Raw genomic sequence first — 22,076 nt, 5'->3', positions numbered from 1 at the left:
CGATAACGTGTCGATCACCGTCAAGCTGATCAACCCGATCGCCATGGAAGAAGGCCTGCGCTTCGCCATCCGCGAAGGCGGCCGTACCGTCGGCGCCGGCGTTGTTGCCAAGATCCTGGGCTAAGTTTCACTCGCTGCGGGTCCGGCCAAAAAGTAGTGCTGGCACCCAACCCCGGTTGGGTGCTAAAATAACGGACTCGCTGTAAAGTTTTACGTAGGGGCGTAGCTCAATTGGCAGAGCGTCGGTCTCCAAAACCGAAGGTTGGGGGTTCGAGGCCCTCCGCCCCTGCCACCGAATTCTGGTGCAGGGCACCGAAAGTAAAAACAGAATGTCTAATCAATCCGTGCAAACCGTTAGCACGTCCGGCGATAAGCTCAAGGTCGTGTTGGCGGTGGTTGCAGCGATTGCAGGCGTAGCCGGATTCTTTGTTCTGGCAGGTCAACCAACCCTGGTGCGGGCAGCTGCGCTTGTGGTTGGTTTGCTTATTTCCGTCGGCATTGCTTACACCTCCGCCTCTGGCCGCGAATTCATCAATTTTGCGAAAGAAGCCGTTCGCGAAACGAAGAAAGTTGTCTGGCCAACGCGCAAGGAAGCCACGCAGATCACGATGCTCGTGTTCGGCTTCGTGCTGGTGATGGCAGTGTTCCTGTGGGGAACAGATAAGTTACTGGAATTCCTGTTGTACGACGTAATCCTGGGTTGGAAAAAATAATGAGCGATAACGTGCAAGATGAATCCACGGGTGAACAGCCGGTCGAACCGACGGCTGAATCCGTGGCAGCTCCAGCTCCAGAGGCTGGTGCACCGCTCAGCGTCCCGGTCAGCAGCAAGCGCTGGTACGTTGTGCATGCCTATTCCGGCATGGAAAAGAGCGTGCAGCGCAAGCTGACGGAAAATATCGAGCGCGCCGGCATGCAGGACAAGTTCGGCCAGATCCTCGTGCCGACCGAAGAAGTTGTCGAAGTCAAGAACGGCCAGAAGTCCGTCACCGAGCGTCGTTTCTATCCCGGCTATGTGCTGGTTGAAATGGAAATGACGGACGAGACGTGGCACCTGGTCAAGAATACGTCGAAAGTCACCGGCTTCATCGGTGGCAAGTCGAACAAGCCGACGCCGATCCCGACCCGCGAAGTCGAGCAGATCATGCTCCAGATGCAGGAAGGTGTCGAGAAGCCGCGGCCGAAAGTGCTGTACGAAGTGGGCGAGCAAGTCCGCATCAAGGATGGCCCGTTCACCGATTTCAACGGCAACGTTGAAGACGTCAACTACGAAAAGTCCAAAGTCAGCGTGTCGGTCACCATCTTCGGCCGCGCGACCCCCGTCGAACTCGAGTTCGGTCAAGTCGAAAAAGTTTAAGCGCACTACGGAGCGTTCCGGGTATCCGGAGAATCCACCCGAGGAGCCCTGCCACGTTGTACCGGCGGGGCGCTACCACTCAAGACCAACGATAGGAAAGCCATCATGGCAAAGAAAATCATTGGCTTTATCAAGCTGCAAGTTCCAGCTGGTAAGGCAAACCCATCCCCACCGATCGGCCCAGCACTGGGTCAGCGCGGCCTGAACATCATGGAATTCTGCAAGGCGTTCAACGCCCAGACCCAAGGCCTCGAGCCAGGCATGCCGATCCCTGTCGTGATCACCGCTTTCGCCGACAAGTCCTTCACCTTCGTGATGAAGACGCCTCCGGCCACGTTCCTGATCAAGAAGCACTCGGGCGTGCAAAAAGGTTCGCCGAAGCCACATACCGACAAGGTTGGCACGTTGACCCGCGCTCAAGCGGAAGAAATTGCAAAACTGAAGACCCCTGACCTGACCGCCGCCGATCTGGAAGCCGCTGTGCGCACCATCGCTGGTTCGGCTCGTTCGATGGGCATCACCGTTGAGGGTATCTGATCATGGCAAAACTGTCCAAGCGCGCACAAGCCATCAAGGCTAAAGTAGACCGTACCAAAGTGTACCCGTTCGACAACGCCGTCACCCTGATCAAGGAACTGGCTACCGCCAAGTTCAATGAATCGATCGACGTGTCCGTCCAGCTGGGCGTGGATCCGAAGAAATCGGACCAGGTCGTTCGTGGTTCCGTCGTGCTGCCAGCCGGCACCGGCAAGACCGTTCGCGTTGCCGTGTTCGCTTCCGGCGAAAAGGCCGAAGCTGCCAAGGCAGCCGGTGCTGACGTGGTCGGCATGGAAGACCTGGCAGAACGCGTGAAGGCCGGCGACATGCCGTTCGACATCGTGATCGCCTCGCCTGACACCATGCGTATCGTCGGTACCCTGGGCCAGATCCTGGGTCCACGTGGCCTGATGCCTAACCCGAAGGTCGGCACTGTTACCCCTGACGTTGCTACCGCCGTGAAAAACGCGAAAGCCGGCCAGGTCCAGTACCGTACCGACAAGGCCGGTATCATCCACGCGACCATCGGCCGCAAGTCGTTCAGCGACGCAGAACTGAAGAGCAACCTGGTTGCCCTGATCGAAGCCCTGAACAAGGCCAAGCCAGCCTCGTCGAAAGGCGTGTACCTGCGCAAGGTCTCGCTGTCCTCGACGATGGGCGCTGGCCTGCGCGTCGACCACGGCACGCTGGCAGCTTAAAGTTGCTCGAAAAATGGGGACAGACCCCATTTTTCAGGAAACAAAAGAATCAAGTCCCGGCGGCATATCAGCCGGGCGCATCTTTGGGCTGGCAGGTGCGCAAGTGCCTGCCAGGCAATCAAAGACCGTTGGGCGGGAAGCAGCAGGCAGGCTTTCCGTTAATTGCAGGCGCAAGCCCGCGCCCAACGCAGATGGTGTACCCGAACAAGTTTTGCAGTCCATTGGACTCCTAACCTCGGACGCCGTTGTTCGAAACCGATACAGGAATCATCCTGTGTCCTTAAAGGAGATTGACCGTGGGTCTTAATCTGAATGACAAAAAGGCCGTCGTCGAAGAGGTTTCCGCAAAAGTAGCAACTGCGCAAACGATCGTCGTGGCTGAGTACCGTGGCATCCAGGTTGCTCACTTGACGAAACTCCGTGCAACCGCACGTGCCCAGGGCGTGTACCTGCGTGTTCTGAAGAACACGCTGGCGCGTCGCTCCGTGGAAGGCACGCAGTTCGCCAACCTGGCCGATGCAATGACCGGTCCGCTGATCTACTCGATCTCGGATGATGCCGTGGCAGCAGCGAAAGTCATCAACGACTTCGCCAAAACCAACGACAAGCTGGTTGTTAAGGCAGGTAACTTTGCAGGCAAGCAGCTCGACGTAGCTGGCGTGACTGCACTGGCGAGCATTCCAAGCCGTGAAGTCCTCATCTCGCAGCTGTTGGGCGTTATGCTGGCACCGGTATCGGGCTTTGCACGTGGTCTGGCTGCTCTGGCAGCGAAGAAGAGCGAAGGTACGGAAGCTGCTCCTGCAGCCGAAGAAACCGCTGCTGCCGAAGCTTAATTGCTTTCGCCGCACGTTCTCGTCAAGTAATCAATTCTGTAGCATACAAATCAATTAGGAGTTTCAAATGGCAATTAGCAAAGACGATATCCTGAACGCAGTGTCCGAAATGTCCGTGATGGACCTGAACGAACTGGTCAAGGCCTTCGAAGAGAAGTTCGGCGTGTCGGCAGCTGCAATGGCCGCTCCAGCCGCTGGTGGCGCAACCGCCGCTGCTGTTGAAGAGCAGACCGAGTTCAACCTGGTGCTGACCGAAGTCGGCGCGAACAAAGTCGGCGTCATCAAGGCTGTTCGTGAAATCACCGGTCTGGGCCTGAAAGAAGCCAAAGACGTCGTCGACGGCGCACCGAAGACCGTCAAGGAAGCCCTGTCGAAAGCTGACGCTGAAGCCGGCAAGAAGAAGCTGGAAGATGCAGGCGCCAAGGCTGACCTGAAGTAATCGTATTACCGGCGCCGGTAACCTTTAGCGCCTGAGCCAAAGCTGCGGATTTCCTCTCGGAAGGGAGGAGGTCCGGCTTTGGCTCCTTTGTCGTCTCTGTCGTATTTGTTGTTTAGCAACCCTGCAGTATCCGTTTCGTTCCCGTTTTTTGTCGTCCTGGCTTGAAAGATAGTGCCTTGAGGTTTCGCCTGTGTGACCACAAGCATACAAGCTGAAACCTGAATTTTCTATCCTTTCCTGTCACTCACGGAGTGTCCATGCACTACTCATTTACTGAGAAGAAACGCATTCGCAAGTCATTCGCGAAACGCGCCAACGTCCACAACGTTCCGTTCCTGCTGGCAACCCAGCTCGAGTCTTACGAAAACTTCCTGCAAGAACACACATCCGTGTCGACTCGCAAGAATGAGGGCCTGCAGTCTGCCTTCACTTCCATCTTCCCCATCGTTTCGCACAATGGTTTCGCACGCCTGGAATTCCTGTCCTACGTGCTGGGCGACCCTGCGTTTGACGTGAAAGAGTGCCAACTCCGTGGCCTGACCTTCGCATCCCCGCTGCGCGCGAAAGTGCGCCTGGTGATCCTGGACAAGGAATCCCCAACCAAGCCGGTCGTCAAGGAAATGAAGGAGCAGGAAGTCTACATGGGCGAACTGCCCCTGATGACGACCACCGGTTCCTTCGTCATCAACGGTACCGAGCGGGTCATCGTATCGCAGCTGCACCGTTCCCCGGGCGTGTTCTTCGAGCACGACCGCGGCAAGACGCACTCGTCCGGCAAACTGCTGTTCTCGGCCCGTATCATTCCTTACCGCGGCTCGTGGCTGGACTTCGAGTTCGATCCGAAGGACATCCTGTACTTCCGCGTCGACCGCCGCCGCAAGATGCCCGTGTCGATCCTGCTGAAGGCCATCGGCATGACGCCGGAACAGATCCTGGCGAACTTCTTCGTGTTCGACAACTTCAACCTGCGCTCCGAAGGCGGCGAGATGGAGTTCGTCTCCGAACGCCTGCGCGGCGAAGTGGCGCGTTTCGATATCGTCAACCCGAAGGACGGCAAGACCATCGTCACGAAGGACAAGCGGATCAACGCCAAGCACGTGCGTGAAATCGAAGCCGCCGGCATCGCTCACATCTCCGTGCCGGAAGACTACCTGCTGGGCCGCGTGCTGGCCAAGAACATCGTCGACCCGGACACGGGCGAAGTGGTGGCCTCGGCCAACGACGAGCTGACCGAAGAAGTGCTGAACCGCCTGCGCGATTCCAGCATCTCGTCGATCCAGACCCTGTACACGAACGACCTGGACCAGGGCGCCTACATCTCGCAGACCTTGCGTATCGACGACACGGCCGACCAGACGGCTGCCCGTATCGCCATCTACCGCATGATGCGTCCAGGCGAACCGCCAACGGAAGAATCCGTCGAAGCGCTGTTCAACGGCCTGTTCTACAGCGCCGACCGCTACGACCTGTCCGCCGTCGGCCGCATGAAGTTCAACCGCCGTATCGGCCGTGACGAACTGACGGGCGCCATGACCTTGTCGAACGAAGACGTGCTGGCCGTGATCAAGATCCTCGTCGAGCTGCGCAATGGCCGCGGCGAAGTGGACGATATCGATCACCTGGGTAACCGTCGCGTGCGCTGTGTGGGCGAACTGGCCGAGAACCAGTTCCGTGCCGGCCTGGTGCGCGTCGAGCGTGCCGTCAAGGAACGCCTCGGCCAGGCCGAAGCGGACAACCTGATGCCGCATGACCTGATCAACAGCAAGCCGATTTCGGCCGCGATCCGTGAGTTCTTCGGTTCGTCGCAGCTGTCCCAGTTCATGGACCAGACCAACCCGCTGTCCGAGATCACCCACAAGCGCCGTGTTTCCGCACTGGGCCCGGGCGGCCTGACGCGCGAACGCGCCGGCTTCGAGGTGCGCGACGTGCACCCGACCCACTACGGCCGCGTCTGCCCGATCGAAACGCCTGAAGGCCCGAACATCGGCCTGATCAACTCGCTGGCACTGTATGCCCGCCTGAACGAATACGGCTTCCTGGAAACCCCGTACCGCAAGGTCGAAGGTTCGAAGGTCACCGACAAGATCGACTACCTGTCCGCGATCGAAGAGGGCCGCTACATCATCGCCCAGGCCAACGCCGCGATCAACGAAGAAGGCCAGCTGGTCGACGAGCTGGTGTCGGCCCGTGAAGCCGGCGAAACCATCCTCGTCTCGCCTGAGCGCATCCAGTACATGGACGTGGCTCCTGGCCAGATCGTGTCCGTCGCCGCGTCGCTGATTCCGTTCCTGGAACACGATGATGCGAACCGTGCACTGATGGGCGCCAACATGCAGCGCCAGGCCGTGCCTTGCCTGCGTCCTGAAAAGGCGCTGGTCGGTACCGGTATCGAACGCACCGTGGCAGTCGACTCGGGCACGACCGTGCAGGCGCTGCGTGGCGGCGTGGTGGACTACATCGATGCAGGCCGTGTGGTGATTCGCGTCAACGACGAAGAGGCGCAAGCCGGCGAAGTCGGTGTCGACATCTACAACCTGATCAAGTACACCCGTTCGAACCAGAACACCAACATCAACCAGCGTCCGATCGTCAAAGTGGGCGACCGCGTGGCCAAGGGCGACGTCATCGCCGACGGCGCATCGACCGACCTGGGCGAGCTGGCACTGGGCCAGAACATGACCGTGGCCTTCATGCCATGGAATGGTCTGAACTTCGAGGATTCGATCCTGATCTCGGAAAACGTCGTCAAGGACGACCGTTACACGTCGATCCACATCGAAGAACTGTCCGTGGTCGCGCGCGACACGAAACTGGGCGCGGAAGAAATCACCCGCGACATCTCGAACCTGGCGGAAAACCAGCTGGCTCGTCTGGATGAGTCCGGTATCGTCTACATCGGCGCCGAAGTCACCGCCGGCGACACGCTGGTCGGTAAAGTGACGCCGAAGGGCGAAACCCAGCTGACGCCGGAAGAGAAGCTGCTGCGCGCCATCTTCGGCGAAAAAGCGTCCGACGTGAAAGACACGTCGCTGCGCGTGCCGTCGGGCATGGTTGGTACCGTCATCGACGTGCAGGTGTTCACCCGCGAAGGCATCCCGCGCGACAAGCGCGCCCAGCAGATCATCGACGACGAGCTGAAGCGCTACCGCCTGGACCTGAACGACCAGATGCGTATTGTGGAAGGCGATGCCTTCCAGCGTCTGGAAAAAATGCTGATCGGCAAGATCGTCAACGGCGGTCCGAAGAAGCTGGCCAAGGGCGCGGCGATCACGAAGGAGTACCTGGCCGACCTGGACAAGTACCACTGGTTCGACATCCGCCCGGCGGATGACGACGCGGCGACGGCACTGGAAGCGATCAAGGAATCGATCGCCGAGAAGCGCCACCAGTTCGACCTGGCCTTCGAAGAGAAGCGCAAGAAGCTGACGCAGGGCGATGAGCTGCAGCCCGGCGTGCAGAAGATGGTCAAGGTCTACCTGGCCGTGAAACGCCGCCTGCAGTCGGGCGACAAGATGGCAGGTCGCCACGGTAACAAGGGTGTGGTTTCCCGTATCGTGCCGGTGGAAGACATGCCGTACATGGCCGACGGTACGCCGGCCGACGTCGTGCTGAACCCGCTGGGTGTTCCGTCCCGAATGAACGTGGGTCAGATTCTCGAGACCCACCTGGGCTGGGCAGCCAAGGGCTTGGGCATCCGCATCGGCGAAATGCTGGCGCAGCAGATCAAGGTCGAAGAGATGCGCAAGTATCTGACCACGGTCTACAACGAATCGGGCGCGAAGGAAGATATCGCCTCGTTCAGCGACGAAGAAATCATGGGCCTGGCGCACAACCTGAAGAAGGGTGTGCCGTTCGCAACGCCGGTGTTCGACGGCGCGCACGAATCGGAAATCCGCCGCATGCTGGACCTGGCGTATCCTGATGAAATCGCCACCAAGCTGGGCATGACGCCTTCGAAGAACCAGGTCACGATGTACGACGGCCGTACCGGCGAAGCATTCGAGCGCAAGGTCACCGTCGGCGTGATGCACATGCTGAAGCTGCATCACCTGGTCGACGACAAGATGCACGCCCGTTCCACCGGTCCTTACTCGCTGGTAACGCAGCAGCCACTGGGCGGTAAAGCCCAGTTCGGCGGCCAGCGCTTCGGTGAGATGGAGGTGTGGGCACTGGAAGCATACGGCGCATCGTATGTGCTGCAAGAAATGTTGACCGTGAAGTCCGATGACGTGAATGGCCGTACCAAAGTGTACGAAAACCTCGTCAAGGGCGATCACGTGATCGAAGCCGGCATGCCGGAATCGTTCAACGTGCTGGTGAAAGAGATCCGTTCCCTGGGTATCGATATCGACCTGGAACGCACCTAAGACAGCCGGAAGCGGGGCAACCCGCTTCCCCCTGGCACCTAGCACGGCCCGGTTCGGATGAACCTGGCAAGAAAATGAAGAAATTCATCACTACCTGGAGTGATACATGAAAGCCCTGCTCGATCTATTCAAGCAAGTACAGACGAACGAGACCTTTGACGCGATCAAGATCGGTCTCGCCTCGCCTGAAAAAATCCGTTCGTGGTCCTACGGCGAAGTCAAGAAGCCGGAAACCATCAACTACCGTACCTTCAAGCCCGAGCGTGATGGCCTGTTCTGCGCCAAGATCTTTGGCCCGATCAAGGACTACGAATGCCTGTGCGGCAAGTACAAGCGCCTGAAGCACCGCGGTGTCATCTGCGAGAAGTGCGGCGTTGAAGTCACGCTGGCGAAAGTTCGCCGCGAACGCATGGGTCACATCGAGCTGGCGTCGCCGACCGCGCACATCTGGTTCCTGAAGTCGCTGCCGTCGCGCCTGGGCATGGTCCTGGACATGACGCTGCGCGACATCGAACGCGTGCTGTACTTCGAAGCATACGTCGTGACCGATCCCGGCATGACCCCGCTGAAGAAGTGCCAGATCATGTCGGAAGACGACTACGCCGCCAAGTACGAAGAGTACGGCGACGACTTCACCGCCTTCATGGGTGCCGAAGGCATCCGTGAACTGCTGCGTTCGATCGACATCCACCGCGATGCCGAAACCCTGCGCGTGGAACTGAAGGAATCGAAGTCCGAAGCGAAGATCAAGAAATACGCCAAGCGCCTGAAAGTGCTGGAAGCGTTCCAGCGTTCGGGCATCAAGCCCGAGTGGATGATCATGGAAGTGCTGCCGGTGCTGCCGCCGGAACTGCGCCCACTGGTCCCGCTGGACGGCGGCCGTTTCGCGACCTCCGACCTGAACGACCTGTATCGCCGCGTCATCAACCGTAACAACCGTCTGAAGCGCCTGATGGAGCTGCGTGCTCCAGAGATCATCACGCGTAACGAAAAGCGCATGCTGCAGGAAGCGGTCGACTCGCTGCTGGACAACGGCCGTCGCGGCAAGGCGATGACCGGCGCCAACAAGCGTCCGCTGAAGTCGCTGGCCGAGATGATCAAGGGTAAGGGCGGTCGTTTCCGTCAGAACTTGCTGGGCAAGCGCGTCGACTACTCGGGCCGTTCCGTCATCGTCGTGGGTCCGCAGCTGAAACTGCACCAGTGCGGCCTGCCGAAGCTGATGGCTCTCGAGCTCTTCAAACCCTTTATCTTCAACAAGCTCGAATTGATGGGCCTGGCGACGACGATCAAGGCCGCCAAGAAGCTGGTCGAGATCCAGGAACCGGTGGTCTGGGACATCCTGGAAGACGTCATCCGCGAACACCCGATCATGCTGAACCGTGCGCCAACGCTGCACCGCCTGGGTATCCAGGCGTTTGAGCCGGTGCTGATCGAAGGCAAGGCCATCCAGCTGCACCCGCTCGTCTGCGCGGCGTTCAACGCCGACTTCGACGGTGACCAGATGGCCGTTCACGTGCCGCTGTCGATCGAAGCGCAGATGGAAGCCCGTACCTTGATGCTGGCGTCGAACAACATCCTGTTCCCGTCGAACGGCGAGCCGTCGATCGTGCCGTCCCAGGATATCGTGCTGGGTCTGTACTACGCGACGCGCGAGGCGATCAACGCCAAGGGCGAGGGCATGATGTTCCCGGACGTGTCGGAAGTCATCCGTGCCTACGACAACAAGGAAGTGGAACTGGCCACGCGCATCACCGTGCGTATCGTCGAGAATCCGAAGGATCCGGCGACGGGCGAGTTCGTCCGTACCGTGACCCGTTACGAAACGACGGTCGGCCGCGCCATCCTGTCCGAGATCCTGCCGAAGGGCCTGCCGTTCAGCGTGCTGAACCGCTCCCTGAAGAAGAAAGAGATCTCGAAGCTGATCAACACGTCGTTCCGCAAGTGCGGCCTGCGTGCCACCGTCGTGTTCGCCGACCAGCTGATGCAGTCGGGCTTCCGCCTGGCAACGCGCGCCGGCATCTCGATCTGCGTGGACGACATGCTGGTGCCGCTGGTCAAGAAGACCCTGATCTCGACGGCCGAATCCGAAGTCAAGCAGATCGAGCAGCAGTACGCTTCCGGTCTGGTGACGGCGGGCGAGCGTTACAACAAGGTCGTCGACATCTGGGGCAAGACCTCGGACGAAGTCGGCAAGGCCATGATGGACCAGCTGAAAGTGGAAGACGTCGTCAAGCGCGACGGCACCACGACGACGCAGGAATCGTTCAACGCCATTTACATGATGGCCGACTCGGGCGCCCGTGGTTCGGCAGCGCAGATTCGCCAGCTGGCCGGTATGCGTGGTCTGATGGCAAAACCTGACGGCTCCATCATTGAAACGCCGATTACGGCGAACTTCCGTGAAGGCCTGAACGTTCTGCAGTACTTCATTTCGACCCACGGCGCTCGTAAAGGTCTGGCCGATACGGCACTGAAGACGGCAAACTCGGGTTACCTGACCCGTCGTCTGGTCGACGTGACGCAGGATCTGGTCGTGATCGAGGACGATTGCGGCACGAGCAACGGCACGCAGATGAAGGCAATGGTCGAGGGCGGTGAAGTCATCGAAGCCCTGCGCGACCGTATCCTGGGCCGCGTGGCAGGTACCGACATCGTCAATCCTGAAACCCAGGAAACCGCGTACGAAGCCGGCACGCTGCTGGACGAAGACATGGTCGAAGACATCGAACGCATGGGCATCGACGAAGTCAAGGTCCGCACGCCGCTGACCTGTGACACGCGTTACGGCCTGTGCGCCAAGTGCTACGGCCGCGACCTGGGCCGCGGCATGCTGGTCAACTCCGGCGAAGCCGTCGGTGTCGTTGCGGCACAGTCGATCGGTGAACCGGGTACCCAGCTGACCATGCGTACCTTCCACATCGGTGGTGCGGCATCGCGTGCGGCAGTGGCCTCGTCGGTCGAAGCCAAGTCGAACGGTATCGTGCGCTTCACGGCAACGATGCGTTACGTCACGAACGGCAAGGGCGCGCAGATCGTCATTTCCCGTTCCGGCGAAGTGCTGATCACGGACGATCACGGCCGTGAACGCGAGCGTCACAAGGTGCCTTACGGTGCGACCCTGATCGTCAAGGATGGCCTGACGATCAAGGCCGGCACGCCGCTGGCAACGTGGGACCCGCTGACCCGTCCGATCATCACGGAATACGCCGGTACGGTGCGTTTCGAGAACGTCGAAGAAGGCGTGACGGTTGCCCGTCAGGTCGACGAAGTGACCGGCCTGGCGACCCTGGTCGTCATCGATGCGAAGCGTCGCGGTTCGCTGACGAAGACCATGCGTCCGCAGGTGAAACTGCTGAACGAAGACGGCCACGAAGTGAAGATTGCCGGCACCGAACACGCCGTGGCAATCGGCTTCCAGGTCGGCGCGCTGATCATGGTGAAGGACGGCCAGCAGGTGTCGGTTGGTGAGGTTCTGGCGCGTATCCCGACGGAATCGCAGAAGACCCGCGACATTACCGGTGGTCTGCCACGCGTTGCCGAGCTGTTCGAAGCACGTTCGCCGAAGGACGCGGGCATGCTGGCCGAAGTCACCGGTACGGTGGCCTTCGGTAAGGAAACGAAGGGCAAGCAGCGTCTGGAAATCACGGACATGGACGGTAACAAGCACGAGTTCCTGATCACCAAGGACAAGCAGGTCCTGGTCCACGACGGTCAAGTCGTGAACAAGGGCGAGATGATCGTGGACGGCCCGGCCGATCCGCAAGACATCCTGCGCCTGCTGGGTATCGAAGCGCTGGCACGTTACATCGTCGACGAAGTGCAGGACGTCTACCGTCTGCAGGGCGTGAAGATCAACGACAAGCACATCGAAGTGATCGTGCGCCAGATGCTGCGCCGCGTGCAGATCACCAACGCCGGCGACACCGACTACATCGTCGGCGAGCAGGTGGAGCGTTCCGAACTGCTGGAGCAGAACGACAAGATGGCCGCGGCAGACAAGCTGCCTGCGACCTACGAAAACGTCCTGCTGGGTATTACCAAGGCATCGCTGTCGACCGATTCGTTCATCTCGGCCGCATCGTTCCAGGAAACCACCCGCGTGCTGACGGAAGCGGCGATCATGGGCAAGCGCGACGGTCTGCGCGGCCTGAAGGAAAACGTCATCGTCGGCCGCCTGATCCCAGGCGGCACGGGCCTGGCCTTCCACCGCGCCCGTCGCGAGAAGGAAGTCTGGGAAGCCGAAGAACGCACCGCCCTGCTGCAAGCCGAGCGCGCAGCCATGAGCGGTGCGGACACGGAAGCCGTCGAAACGACGACGACCCACGACGAGGGCGGCGAGGCGTAAGCTTCTTCTCCTGCAGTCTCAAGAACGGCACCTTCGGGTGCCGTTTTTTTATTTGCGCGGTCGCTGCTTGTTCATCCGCTTGAGGTCGCACATAGCGGTTGCGTGGCAGGGGACTGTCCCCGCATGGGGACCGTCCCCGGTTTTGGAGAACCGGTCGGTCCGCCGCATCGTTCCAGGACACCACCCGCGTGCTGACGGAAGCGGCGATAGGGCGAAGCGCGACGGTCTGCGCGGCCTGAAGGAAAACGTCATCGTCGGCCGCCTGATCCCAGGCGGCACGGGCCTGGCCTTCCACCGCGCCCGTCGCGAGAAGGAAGTTCGGGAAGCCGAAGAACGCACCGCCCTGCAGCAAGCCGAGCGCGCAGCCATGAGAGGTTCGGACACGGAAGCCGTCGAAACGACGACGACCCACGACGAGGGCGGCGAGGCGTAAGCTTCTCCCTCTGCAGTCTCAAGAACGGCACCTTCGGGTGCCGTTTTTTTGTTTGCACGGTCCCGGCTCCACCTGGAGTTATCACGGCGGCTCTAGGCGGCAGTGCTATTTATTTAGGTAAGGCAGAGGTCGCTGATAGCGGTTGAGCGGCAGGGGACTGTCCCCGCACGGGGACTGTCCCCGGTTTTTTGCTCACGCGGCGGCAGCTACGGTAGAAGTCGCATTGGCTGCAATGTCGTTCCAATCTACTGGCTACAGCCCCGAAGTTGTATTCGCGCTTTACAAGTAATGACTTGTAATCTACTCTCACAATTCCATAGGTCATCGCAAGGCGCGGCATGGATTACCTCATCAGTACGCTGGACCAGGTGCGTCCCCTCCTAGTCAATTTCCGCAAGAAGGCCGGGCTCAGCCAGGCGGCTGTCGCGGCCCGGCTGGGCATCTCGCAGCAGGCTTATGCCCGCATGGAAGCGCATCCGACCGATGCGAGCGTGACGCGGCTGTTCACGGTGTTGCAGCTGCTGGGCGCTACCGTGGCTTTCGGCCATACAACACCAGCCGCGACCGGGCGTATCAAGGAGGTGCCCGCGCACCCCTTGCCGGCAAGGCGCAGGGCGGTGGTAGCGGAGAACCCGTCTACAGGTGACTGATGATGTCCGGCTCCTCGAGCCAGCGGTCATGCCGGCCGTCGACATAGCGAATTGGCGCGGCAGCCAGTTCCGCATCGGTAACGTCATCCAATGCCGTCACATTGATGGCGACAAATTCACCCCGTAGCGGCGAGGTACCGAACTCGAACAGGCGCACGCCGCAATGCCGGCAGAAGCGGTGGCGTTGCAGGTGTGCGCCGAAGGTGTACTGGGTCAGGGCGTCCTCGCCGGAAAGCAGCCGCAGCCGCTCCGGCGCGATCATCGCGCCCCACCACCGTACCTTGGCGCAGATCGAGCAGTTGCAGCGGACGGTGCCGTCCGCCAGGTCCACGTCCGCTTCGAAGCGCACCGCGCCGCAGTGGCAGCTACCTTGACGCACGCTCATCGGACAGGTTTGCCGTCGTTGTCGAGCACGGTGACTTCACCCCAGCCCAGCGCCCGCACCTTCGGCTCGATCTTGCGCAGGTCGCCCACGATGACCCAGACCAGGCGTTCAGGCAGGATGAACTTGCCTGCGGCAGCGGCCAGTTGTGGTTCCGTCAGCGCGCGCAAGGTCGAGGCGTAGCGCGACCAGTAATCGTCCGGCAGGCCCAGGTTGACCGTTTCCAGCGCCGCCGCTTCCAGCGCATTGATGGTCTCGAAGCGCCCGGCCAGGCGCGACGTCATGTTACGCATGATGCTGGTGAATTCCTCGCCCCGGATGGGCCGCTCGCCCGCCACGGCGCGGATTTCCTTTTGCACTTCCGCCATCGCCTCGGTCGTCTTGTCCGTCTGCACGGGGGCCGTGACGACGAAGCTGCGCTGCCCGCGCACATTGGACAGGCGCCCGTTGGTGCCGTAGCTCCAGTGCTTGTCCAGGCGCAGGTTGCGGTTCAGGCGTGACGTCGCCATGCCGCCGAAGTTCTGCATCACCGGTTCCATCGCGAGGTCTTCCGGCTGGCCCTGCGGCAGGGAAATCTGGCCCGCCACGATGGTCGACTGGGGCGCATCGGGCTTGTCGACCAGATAGATGCGCTTGCCGGCCGTGGGAGGGACGATGGCCACGCCCTTGCGCGGCACGGTGCCGGCCTGCCACTTGCCGAAGGCCGCTTCCAGCATCGGTTTGACTTTTTCCATCGTCGTGTCACCCGTGACGATGACGGTCGCGCTGCCCGGCTTGAACCAGTCGGCATGCCATTTCACCAGATCGTCGCGGGTCAGGCTGCTCACCGCCGACTCGATGCCCGAGGCCGGCAGGCTGTAGGCATTGTTCTTGCCGTACAGCAAGCCAGGCAGGATGCGCTGGGCCAGGCCGTTCGGCTGCGCCTTTTCCTGGGCGATCTGCGTCAGGCGGCGTTGCTGGTACAGGGTGAACTGGTCCTGGGGGAAGGCCGGCGTCAGCGCCGCTTCGGCCATCAGCGCCAGCGACGGTGCCAGCTGGCCGGCCGTGGCCTGCAGCCGCACCAGCGACAGGTCCGTGCCGGTGCCGGTGGACAGGCGCGCGCCCAGCGACTCGAGCGCGTCGGACATCTGGAAGGCATCGCGCCGGGCCGTGCCTTTGTCCAGCAGTTCCAGCGTCAAGGAGGCCAGGCCCGCCTTGGCGGGGGTGTCGGCCGCCACGCCGGCGTCAACGGCCAGCGCCACGTTGACGATGGGCGCCGCATGGCGTTCCAGCAAGATCACCTTCAGGCCGTTCGACAGGGTGGCGCGCTGCATGGCGGGGAACTTGACGTCGGGCGCGTCGCCCAGCGCGGGCAGCAGCTTGCGGTCGAGCGTGCCGGCCGTGGCCGACAGCTTGGCGAAGGGCTTGACCGTCATCGTGTAATGGTGGGCGCGCAGCCACTTGTCGCCGGCCGCCTTCATTTGGCCAGGCTGGGCCGTGCCGACGATATCGAGCTGCTTCAGGTAGGCGTCCGGGCTGCCGCCGTAGGTCATGCTTTCGGCCAGCACGTCGGACCGGCCGCCGAAGCCGCCCAGACGTTCGATGCCGCGCGAGAAGTTCGACAAGGTCATGGCCCGTACCCGCGCCAGTTCGGCCGGCGTCGGCCCCTTGTCCAGCAGCGTGTTCAGCACGGCATCGACTTCCCGCTCCACGTCGAGCGGGTCGACGCCGGGGCGCACGGTGACGACGATATCGAAACTGCTGGCGAGCTCGCTCGTGTCGACCCCGGCGGATACGGCCGTTGCCAGCCGTTTTTCATCGATCAGCCGGCGGTTCAGCCGTGCGCTTTTCGAATTGGCCAGCACGTCCGACAACAGGCCCAGGCGCGTGGTATCGCCATCGCGCCAGCCGGGCAGGTGATAACTGCGGTAGATCCGCACCTGCGGCACATGGTCTTCCATTTCGTCGCGCAGGTTGCGGTCGAAACGGGGAATCCATTCGGCCATGCGCGGCAGCGGCGGTCCCGGCGGAATCGAGCCGAAATATTTTTCCACCAGCGCCAGCGCCGCCTGCGGCGTGATATCGCCGGCCAGCGCGATAACGGCATTATTCGGGCCGTAATAGCTGCGATACCATTCGCGGATATCGTCCAGCGAAGCGGCATTCAGGTCGTCCATGCTGCCGATCACTGGCCAGGAATATGGGTGGGAATACGGATACATCTTTGCCGAGCGTTCCTGCCATACCCGGCCATAAGGCTGGTTCTCGCCCTGCCGCTTTTCATTCTGCACGACGCCCCGTTCACGCTCCAGCATCGCCTTCGAAATGTAATTGCCCAGGAAACCCATCCGGTCCGCTTCCAGGTACAGGGTGCGTTCCAGGGCTGGTGTCGGCACGTCCTCGAAGAAATTGGTGCGGTCCGTATTGGTGGTGCCGTTGCGGTTATTCGCGCCCAGGTCGTCCATCGCTTCGCGGAAGCCGTGCGGATAATTCTCCGAGCCGTTGAAGAAGAAATGCTCGAACAAATGGGCGAACCCCGTCTTGCCCCGCTTTTCATTGCGCGAACCCACGTGGTACCAGATATTGACGCCGACCAGCGGCACGCTGTGGTCCTCATGCACCAATAAAGTCAAACCATTTTGCAATACAAATTTCTTATATGGAATTTCATAAACCTTGCGGTCGTATTGCGGCGCCGCCGTTTTCGCGGCAGCCTGGGCCGAAACGGGCGCGGCAATTGCCGAGGGAAGGGAAGCGGCCACGCCGGCGGCGAGGACGATTGCAATCATGCGTTGCATAGTCACCTGATAAAGAAAAGAGGGAGAGACCGACCCGGCCATTGTAGCGCCCCTTGCGGCTCTATAGTCGTGCCAGGATTGAGCGCATCCATGCTAAGATTTAGTCATGATTGCCTCAGCATTGTTCACGCCCGCCCAGCAAAAGCTCCTTGGCCTGCTGTTCGCCCGCACGGGTGAAGGGTTTCACCTGAACGAGATCATGCGGCTGACGGGCCTGGGCAGTGCTTCGGCCCAGCGTGAATTGAAGCGGCTGCACGAATCGGGGCTGATCCTGTCCGAGCGTATCGGCAATGTGCGCCAGTTCCGGCCGAATAAGAACAGCCTGGTCTATGAGGAATTGACGAGCATCGTCAAGAAAACCTTCGGCCTCGTCAGCGTATTGAATTCCGCGCTGGCGCCGATGCGAAAGTCGCTCAATGTCGCCTTCGTCTACGGTAAAACGGCCCAGGAGCAGGAAGCGTCGAACGACGCCATCGAATTACTGCTGATCGGTGAAAACACAACCTACGGCGAATTGCTCAGCCGCTTACCCGTGGCGGAACGCATCCTGCGGCGCAGAATCAATCCCAACCTGTATTCGCTGCCGGATTTCCAGCGACGCCTGCGTGAAAAGCAGGGTTTTATCCTGGACGTGCTGGACCAGCGCAAGATATTCGTGCTGGGCGATGACACCGACCTGGACGATATTGTCCGCAGCATCGACGCGCCTGCCACGCAATAAACCCCGATCCGATTCACTTGGCCTGGTGCGGCACGGGATAATGATCCGCCACCGCCTGGCCCGCGCTGACGCTTGGCAGGTTGACGGGGAAGCCCACGGTGAACCGGGTAAATGAACCCTGCTGCGATTCGCAGCCGATGGTGCCGCCGAATGCCGTGATGACCTTGTGGCAGAAGGCCAGCCCCATGCCGGTACCACCGCCGCTGTGGCGCGTCGTGTAAAACGGATCGAATACATGGGGTAAAACATCGGCGGCAATGCCGTGGCCCGTGTCCGTTACCACCATCAGGTTCTGGTTGGCCGTGGCCGAGCCGTGGCATTCGATCAGCACCGTGCCCCGGCCGGCCACCTTCAACGCATGCAGCGCGTTTTTCAGAAGGTTGTACAGGACGTACACCAGCAGGGTATCGGAGCCGTAGAAACGGAAATCGTCGCGGATCGATACGCTCACCAGGTCGCGCTCGCGGTCCGTGAACGGGTAGCAGGCCAGCGCCTCGTCGATGCAGCGTTTGATGGTGTGGACGGCAAAGCCGTCGCGCTGCAGGGAACCGGCCCGCGCCGACGCCAGCAGCATGTCGACAATGAAATTCGACCGCGATACTTCCGTTTCGATATGCTTGGCGATCTCGCCCAGGTAGGCCAGCTGTTCGGCATTCAGGCCCGGCGCTTCGGAGCTCTTGTAGCCGGCAATCAGCTCAGGCAGGCTGCGCGCCAGCACGCGCGACTGGCTGCGGATCGTCGCCAGCGGCGTGCGCACTTCGTGGGCGATGCTGGCGGCCGTGGCGATAGGGTCGGCCAGCAGGTTGTGCCGCACCATGGCCTGGGCAATCAGGCCGAGGCTGGCGGCAATGAAGATCACGCCGGGCGGATACAGGGCCACGCCGTAGTTGCACAGGTAGTCGACGGCCGCGGCGAAGTAGATCAGGATGCTGACGAGGCAGTAACGCAGCCGCGCCTTTTCCGTCGATAGCGCTACCTGCTGACGGCGGTACAGCAGGTACAGGCCACGCGTGACAACCACCCCGGTCTGGACCAGGTGCACCGGATGCAGCCAGCCGGCCTGCGGGTAATAACCGAAGAAGTACGGATGCATGCCCTTGATAACGAGGTCCGTCGTGGCGATCAAGGCCATCAGCACGCCCGCCAGTGCATAGCTGCCGTGTACCAGCGGCTTTTCGGCCCGGTCGCCCGTCAGTTCCGTGATGAAGTGGTACAGGGTCGTGGGCAGGAACAGGATCGGCAGGTAACCCAGGCGGGCAATGGTCAGCGCCAGGTCGGGATCGCGCACCTGGAACAGGACGGCCCAGGCGGCCTGCCAGAAGAACGTCGTAACGCAGACCAGGAAGAAGGTCAGGCTGATGCGGCTGACGCCGCGGGAATTGAGCACATAGGCCCCGTAGCCGATAAACAGCAGCGACACCAGGCCGGGCAGAATCGAGTACATGCGGTCCTCTCGCCAGGGTAACAAATCTTGAGCAGGCAAGCGATCTTAACAACGGAAACCGACAATGTCCCAGCCAATTTGCCCCTAAACAACTTCGGGTTGCGCTAGATCAAAAGTGTTCCATGCATTCAGGCAAAAAGTAGAGGTGTTCGGCAACTGATGCCGTACGCCACCGGACCAAAGCAGCCGGACGGCCACCAAAACCAGGGAGCACTTCATGTTCATGCACGCCAACGTAGCGAATGACGCCGACATCAACGCTGAACTGACCTTTCACCATCAGCTGTCGATCTACCTGAAGGATTCGAACGCCTACGGCAACACCTACTTCGCCCGCTACTTCGAGTGGCAAGGCATCTGCCGCGAGAAGTGGTTCTACGAATGCATCTCGCGCGACATGCTGCAACAGGAAGGCGTGTTCATCACCAAGCACGCCCAGCAGGACTACCTGGCGGAGACCTTCCCGTTTCAGGAAATCACCTGCGAAGTCAACACCTATGATGTCAAGCGCTGCTCGTTCTGGCTGGAGTTTCGCTTCTATGCCAACGGCGTGCCCGTGTCCGTGGGGCGCCAGCAGATCGTCTTCGCCAGCCATGCGAAGCAGATCAAGAGCCTGCCCGAACTGGTGCTCAAGCGCATCAAGCGCTATCAGATCCAGAAGTAAGCCGGCATGTGCACAGAACGATATCAATTATTGGCTTTAGGCAATAAAATGTCCGGCAAGGGGCGTAAGCTGGAGCTTACCCCACTTCGGAGGCGCGATGAAGCCGGACAGCTGTCAATTGTGGAACCCGCGGGTAGCGGCGCTATGGAGCCTGTTGTTTTCGCCTGCATTCGGGGCCTGGGTGCATGCGGCCAACTGGCGCGTGCTGGGGCGGCCTGACAAGGCGCAGGCGGCGCGGCGGTGGAGTTACCTGATGGTGGCAACGGTGTTGCTGGCAGGCGTGGCCGGCGCGCTGTTCGAAACGTATGCGCGGCACCTGCCGTCGGTCGCGGCGGCGGCATGGATGGCTGCCTGGTGTGGTTTTCCCGCCCGCGAACAGTGCCGCTACGTGACTGACAATGTGGGGTTGAATTACCGGCGCCGGCCATGGTGGCCGGCCCTGCTGGGCGGCATCGCCGGCTGGGCCCTGCTGGCACTGCTGTCACTGGGCGCGGCCACCCTGCTGGTCCGGGCGGGCGGCTTCTATATCTGAGCCGCCGCCACGCCCCGAGCCTTACGGCCGGGCGCCTTGCTTGGCGATCCAGCTGTCGATCTTCGCCTCCAGCAAGCTGAGCGGCAAAGTGCCGTCGCCCAGCACCTGTTCATGGAAGGCCGGCAGGCTGAACTTGTCGCCCAGCGCCGCCTGCGCACGCTGGCGCAGTTCCATGATCTTCAATGCACCGATCTTGTACGCCAGCGCCTGGCCCGGCCACGCCATATAGCGCTCCGTCTCGCTTTTCGCCACGGCGTCGTAGCCCAGGGTGTCCTTCATGTACTGGATGGTCTGCTCACGGGTCCAGCCCTTGGCGTGCATGCCCGTATCGACCACCAGGCGGGTGGCGCGCAGCAGCTCGTCGTTGAGGTGGCCGAAATACTGGGCCGGGTCTTCGAACAGGCCCATCTCGCGGCCCAGGGTTTCCGCATACAGGGCCCAGCCTTCCGTGAAGGCCGTATTGCCGCCGAATTTGCGGAAGTTGGGCAGGCCCAGTTCCTGCATCAGCGCGATATGGAAGTGGTGGCCGGGCTTGCCTTCGTGCAGGAACAAGGTCGTCATGCCCGTGTTGCCGTATTTCGTCGGATCGGTGACGACAGACCAGAACACGCCGGGGCGCGAGCCGTCGGCGGCCGGCGCAGTGTAGTGGTCCGAGGCCGTGTCGCGGCTCAGTTCCGGCTCCAGGCGCAGGTCCAGCTTGGCCTTCGGCAGCAAGGTGAACATCGCCGGCAGCTTGGTGTCGAGGATGGCGTTGAGCTTGTGGTATTCGGCCTGCACTTCCGCATCCGTCTTGAACGGGAAGAAGCGCTTCTGCTGCGACACCCACACGGGCAGGCCGGCGGCCGGGCCGTCATAGCCCAGCTTCGGCCCCAGGCGGGCGAACTCGCCCTGGATGCGCGCCACTTCCTTCAGGCCGATGGCATGGATCTGCTCCGGCGTCAGGTTCGTCGTCGTCGAGTCCGCCACGCGCACGGCGTACCAGGCCGCGCCGTTCGGCACGGCGGAAAAGCCCGTCGACGTGCGGCAGGCGGGAATGTACTGCTGTTCCAGGAAGGTGGCCAGCCGCGCCAGTGCCGGCATCAGCTTCGTTTCGATGGTGGTGCGGTAGGCGGCCGTCAGGCGTACCTTGTCGGCGTCCGGGAAGGCGGCCGGCAGCTTCTTGATGGGCGTGTAGTAGATGCTCTGCTCGGGCGTGGCGCTGACCAGCTTCTGGAACTGGGGCAGGGCCGACAGCATGATGGCCTTCGGCTGCGTGACGCCGGTACGCATGCCTTCCTGCATATTGGCGATGGCCTGGTCGATCCACGCCGGCAGCTGCGTCAGCCGCTTCAGGTAGGCATCGTACTGGGGCACGTTGGTCAGCGGCTGCGACGCTTCGCCGCCGGCGAAGTTGGCCAGGGTGATGGGCATGCTGTCCATCTGGCTGATCGGCAGCAGGTGGCCCGGATACGGCTGGTACGAAAGCAGCGTCTTCAGTTCGAAGGCCAGCACGTCGTAGTTGATCTGGTCGCTGCGGGTCAGGGCGCGGCGGTCGAGCGCCTGCAGGCGCTTCTGGAACTGGCGGTAGCGGGCGAACTGCCTGGCGCGCTCGGCCGGCGCGATGGCCATGCCGATCTGGTCGTCGAAGCGGTTGTCGCCATTTTCCGTGGCACCCACGGGTTCGAAGCGGGCGACGGCATCGTAGTACTCGTCGGCCAGCTTCAGGAACTGCTTGCTGGCGGCGGCCGAGACCGTGGCCGACACCTTGCCGGCCGGCGCGGCGCCGGCATGGACGGGCGCGAACGCCAGCAACAACGCGGCGGCCAGTGCGCCCAGTTTGATACGCTTCATATCTGATTCCCGAGGATAAAAGGTTGGAAACATTCGGGCGACAGCATAAGCGATCCGGCCCGGCGGC

17 protein-coding genes, 1 tRNA gene and 1 pseudogene are annotated in these 22,076 nt (G+C 61.5%); 15 read left to right on the top strand and 4 right to left on the bottom strand.

All coding sequences use genetic code 11. The features are described 5' to 3' along the window. The 12 genes and pseudogenes from GM672_RS11920 to GM672_RS11865 form a co-directional block, all read left to right on the top strand. On the top strand, positions 1-124 hold a 124-nt coding region (locus tag GM672_RS11920), incomplete at its 5' end, for an EF-Tu C-terminal domain-related protein (protein ID WP_503826356.1). Positions 125-216: 92 nt separating this feature from the next. After that, positions 217-292: transfer RNA gene (locus tag GM672_RS11915), tRNA-Trp, on the top strand. 37 nt (positions 293-329) lie between these two features. Then, positions 330-713, top strand: coding sequence for a preprotein translocase subunit SecE (gene secE / locus GM672_RS11910; protein WP_155470750.1), 384 nt, complete (start codon positions 330-332; stop codon positions 711-713). Further along, a complete protein-coding gene (nusG, locus tag GM672_RS11905; RefSeq protein WP_155470745.1) occupies positions 713-1,357 on the top strand; it encodes a transcription termination/antitermination protein NusG in 645 nt (214 codons plus the stop codon). Before secE ends, nusG begins: the two co-directional genes overlap by 1 nt. Before the next feature lie 105 nt (positions 1,358-1,462). Beyond that, positions 1,463-1,894: a 50S ribosomal protein L11 gene (gene rplK / locus GM672_RS11900; RefSeq protein ID WP_155470744.1), complete on the top strand. Its 432-nt coding sequence runs from the start codon at positions 1,463-1,465 to the stop codon at positions 1,892-1,894. A gap of 2 nt (positions 1,895-1,896) precedes the next feature. Further along, positions 1,897-2,592, top strand: a complete 696-nt coding sequence (rplA, locus tag GM672_RS11895; protein ID WP_155470743.1) for a 50S ribosomal protein L1 — start codon at positions 1,897-1,899, stop codon at positions 2,590-2,592. A 296-nt stretch (positions 2,593-2,888) separates the two neighbouring features. Beyond that, complete coding sequence (gene rplJ / locus GM672_RS11890) at positions 2,889-3,425, top strand: 50S ribosomal protein L10 (protein ID WP_170300032.1); 537 nt, start codon at positions 2,889-2,891, stop codon at positions 3,423-3,425. A gap of 67 nt (positions 3,426-3,492) precedes the next feature. Then, positions 3,493-3,864, top strand: a complete 372-nt coding sequence (gene rplL / locus GM672_RS11885; protein ID WP_155470741.1) for a 50S ribosomal protein L7/L12 — start codon at positions 3,493-3,495, stop codon at positions 3,862-3,864. Positions 3,865-4,121: 257 nt separating this feature from the next. After that, positions 4,122-8,231 carry a DNA-directed RNA polymerase subunit beta gene (gene rpoB, locus GM672_RS11880; protein WP_155470740.1) on the top strand — a complete coding sequence of 1,370 codons (4,110 nt, stop codon included), beginning with the start codon at positions 4,122-4,124 and terminating at the stop codon, positions 8,229-8,231. A 106-nt stretch (positions 8,232-8,337) separates the two neighbouring features. Further along, positions 8,338-12,576 (top strand): DNA-directed RNA polymerase subunit beta', encoded by a 4,239-nt coding sequence (gene rpoC / locus GM672_RS11875; RefSeq protein WP_155470739.1) that lies wholly within the window; start codon positions 8,338-8,340, stop codon positions 12,574-12,576. A gap of 158 nt (positions 12,577-12,734) precedes the next feature. Next, positions 12,735-13,009: pseudogene (locus GM672_RS11870) on the top strand (hypothetical protein); the annotation flags it as partial. 338 nt (positions 13,010-13,347) lie between these two features. Continuing rightward, positions 13,348-13,659: a helix-turn-helix domain-containing protein gene (locus GM672_RS11865; protein WP_155470737.1), complete on the top strand. Its 312-nt coding sequence runs from the start codon at positions 13,348-13,350 to the stop codon at positions 13,657-13,659. Here GM672_RS11865 and GM672_RS11860 read toward each other — a convergent pair. Further along, positions 13,646-14,044 (bottom strand): GFA family protein, encoded by a 399-nt coding sequence (locus tag GM672_RS11860; protein ID WP_155470736.1) that lies wholly within the window; start codon positions 14,042-14,044, stop codon positions 13,646-13,648. The two genes, GM672_RS11865 and GM672_RS11860, sit on opposite strands and share 14 nt — an antisense overlap. Beyond that, positions 14,041-16,653 carry a M16 family metallopeptidase gene (locus tag GM672_RS11855; RefSeq protein WP_170300031.1) on the bottom strand — a complete coding sequence of 871 codons (2,613 nt, stop codon included), beginning with the start codon at positions 16,651-16,653 and terminating at the stop codon, positions 14,041-14,043. The genes GM672_RS11860 and GM672_RS11855 overlap by 4 nt, the downstream gene beginning before the upstream one ends. Before the next feature lie 271 nt (positions 16,654-16,924). Between GM672_RS11855 and GM672_RS11850 the strand changes: the two genes are divergently transcribed. Then, the gene (locus GM672_RS11850) at positions 16,925-17,539 is read left to right on the top strand and encodes a helix-turn-helix domain-containing protein (protein WP_155470734.1); all 615 of its coding nucleotides are present in this window, start codon (positions 16,925-16,927) and stop codon (positions 17,537-17,539) included. 13 nt (positions 17,540-17,552) lie between these two features. Here GM672_RS11850 and GM672_RS11845 read toward each other — a convergent pair whose 3' ends face one another. Beyond that, complete coding sequence (locus GM672_RS11845; RefSeq protein WP_155470733.1) at positions 17,553-18,983, bottom strand: sensor histidine kinase; 1,431 nt, start codon at positions 18,981-18,983, stop codon at positions 17,553-17,555. 217 nt (positions 18,984-19,200) lie between these two features. Between GM672_RS11845 and GM672_RS11840 the strand changes: the two genes are divergently transcribed. Next, positions 19,201-19,647, top strand: a complete 447-nt coding sequence (locus tag GM672_RS11840; RefSeq protein ID WP_155470732.1) for an acyl-CoA thioesterase — start codon at positions 19,201-19,203, stop codon at positions 19,645-19,647. Between the two features lie 154 nt (positions 19,648-19,801). After that, on the top strand, positions 19,802-20,179 hold the full coding sequence (locus GM672_RS11835; RefSeq protein WP_155470731.1) for a hypothetical protein: 378 nt from the start codon (positions 19,802-19,804) through the stop codon (positions 20,177-20,179). A gap of 21 nt (positions 20,180-20,200) precedes the next feature. On the opposite strand, the gene GM672_RS11830 is transcribed toward GM672_RS11835, so the two are convergent. Continuing rightward, complete coding sequence (locus GM672_RS11830; RefSeq protein ID WP_155470730.1) at positions 20,201-22,009, bottom strand: DUF885 domain-containing protein; 1,809 nt, start codon at positions 22,007-22,009, stop codon at positions 20,201-20,203. Positions 22,010-22,076 lie beyond the last annotated feature (67 nt).

Origin of the sequence: Pseudoduganella buxea (assembly GCF_009720835.1) — a bacterium.
Lineage (GTDB): Bacteria > Pseudomonadota > Gammaproteobacteria > Burkholderiales > Burkholderiaceae_D > Rugamonas > Rugamonas buxea.
Note: the sequence above shows the minus strand (reverse complement) of the source record. Positions and strands in the feature narration are given on the sequence as shown.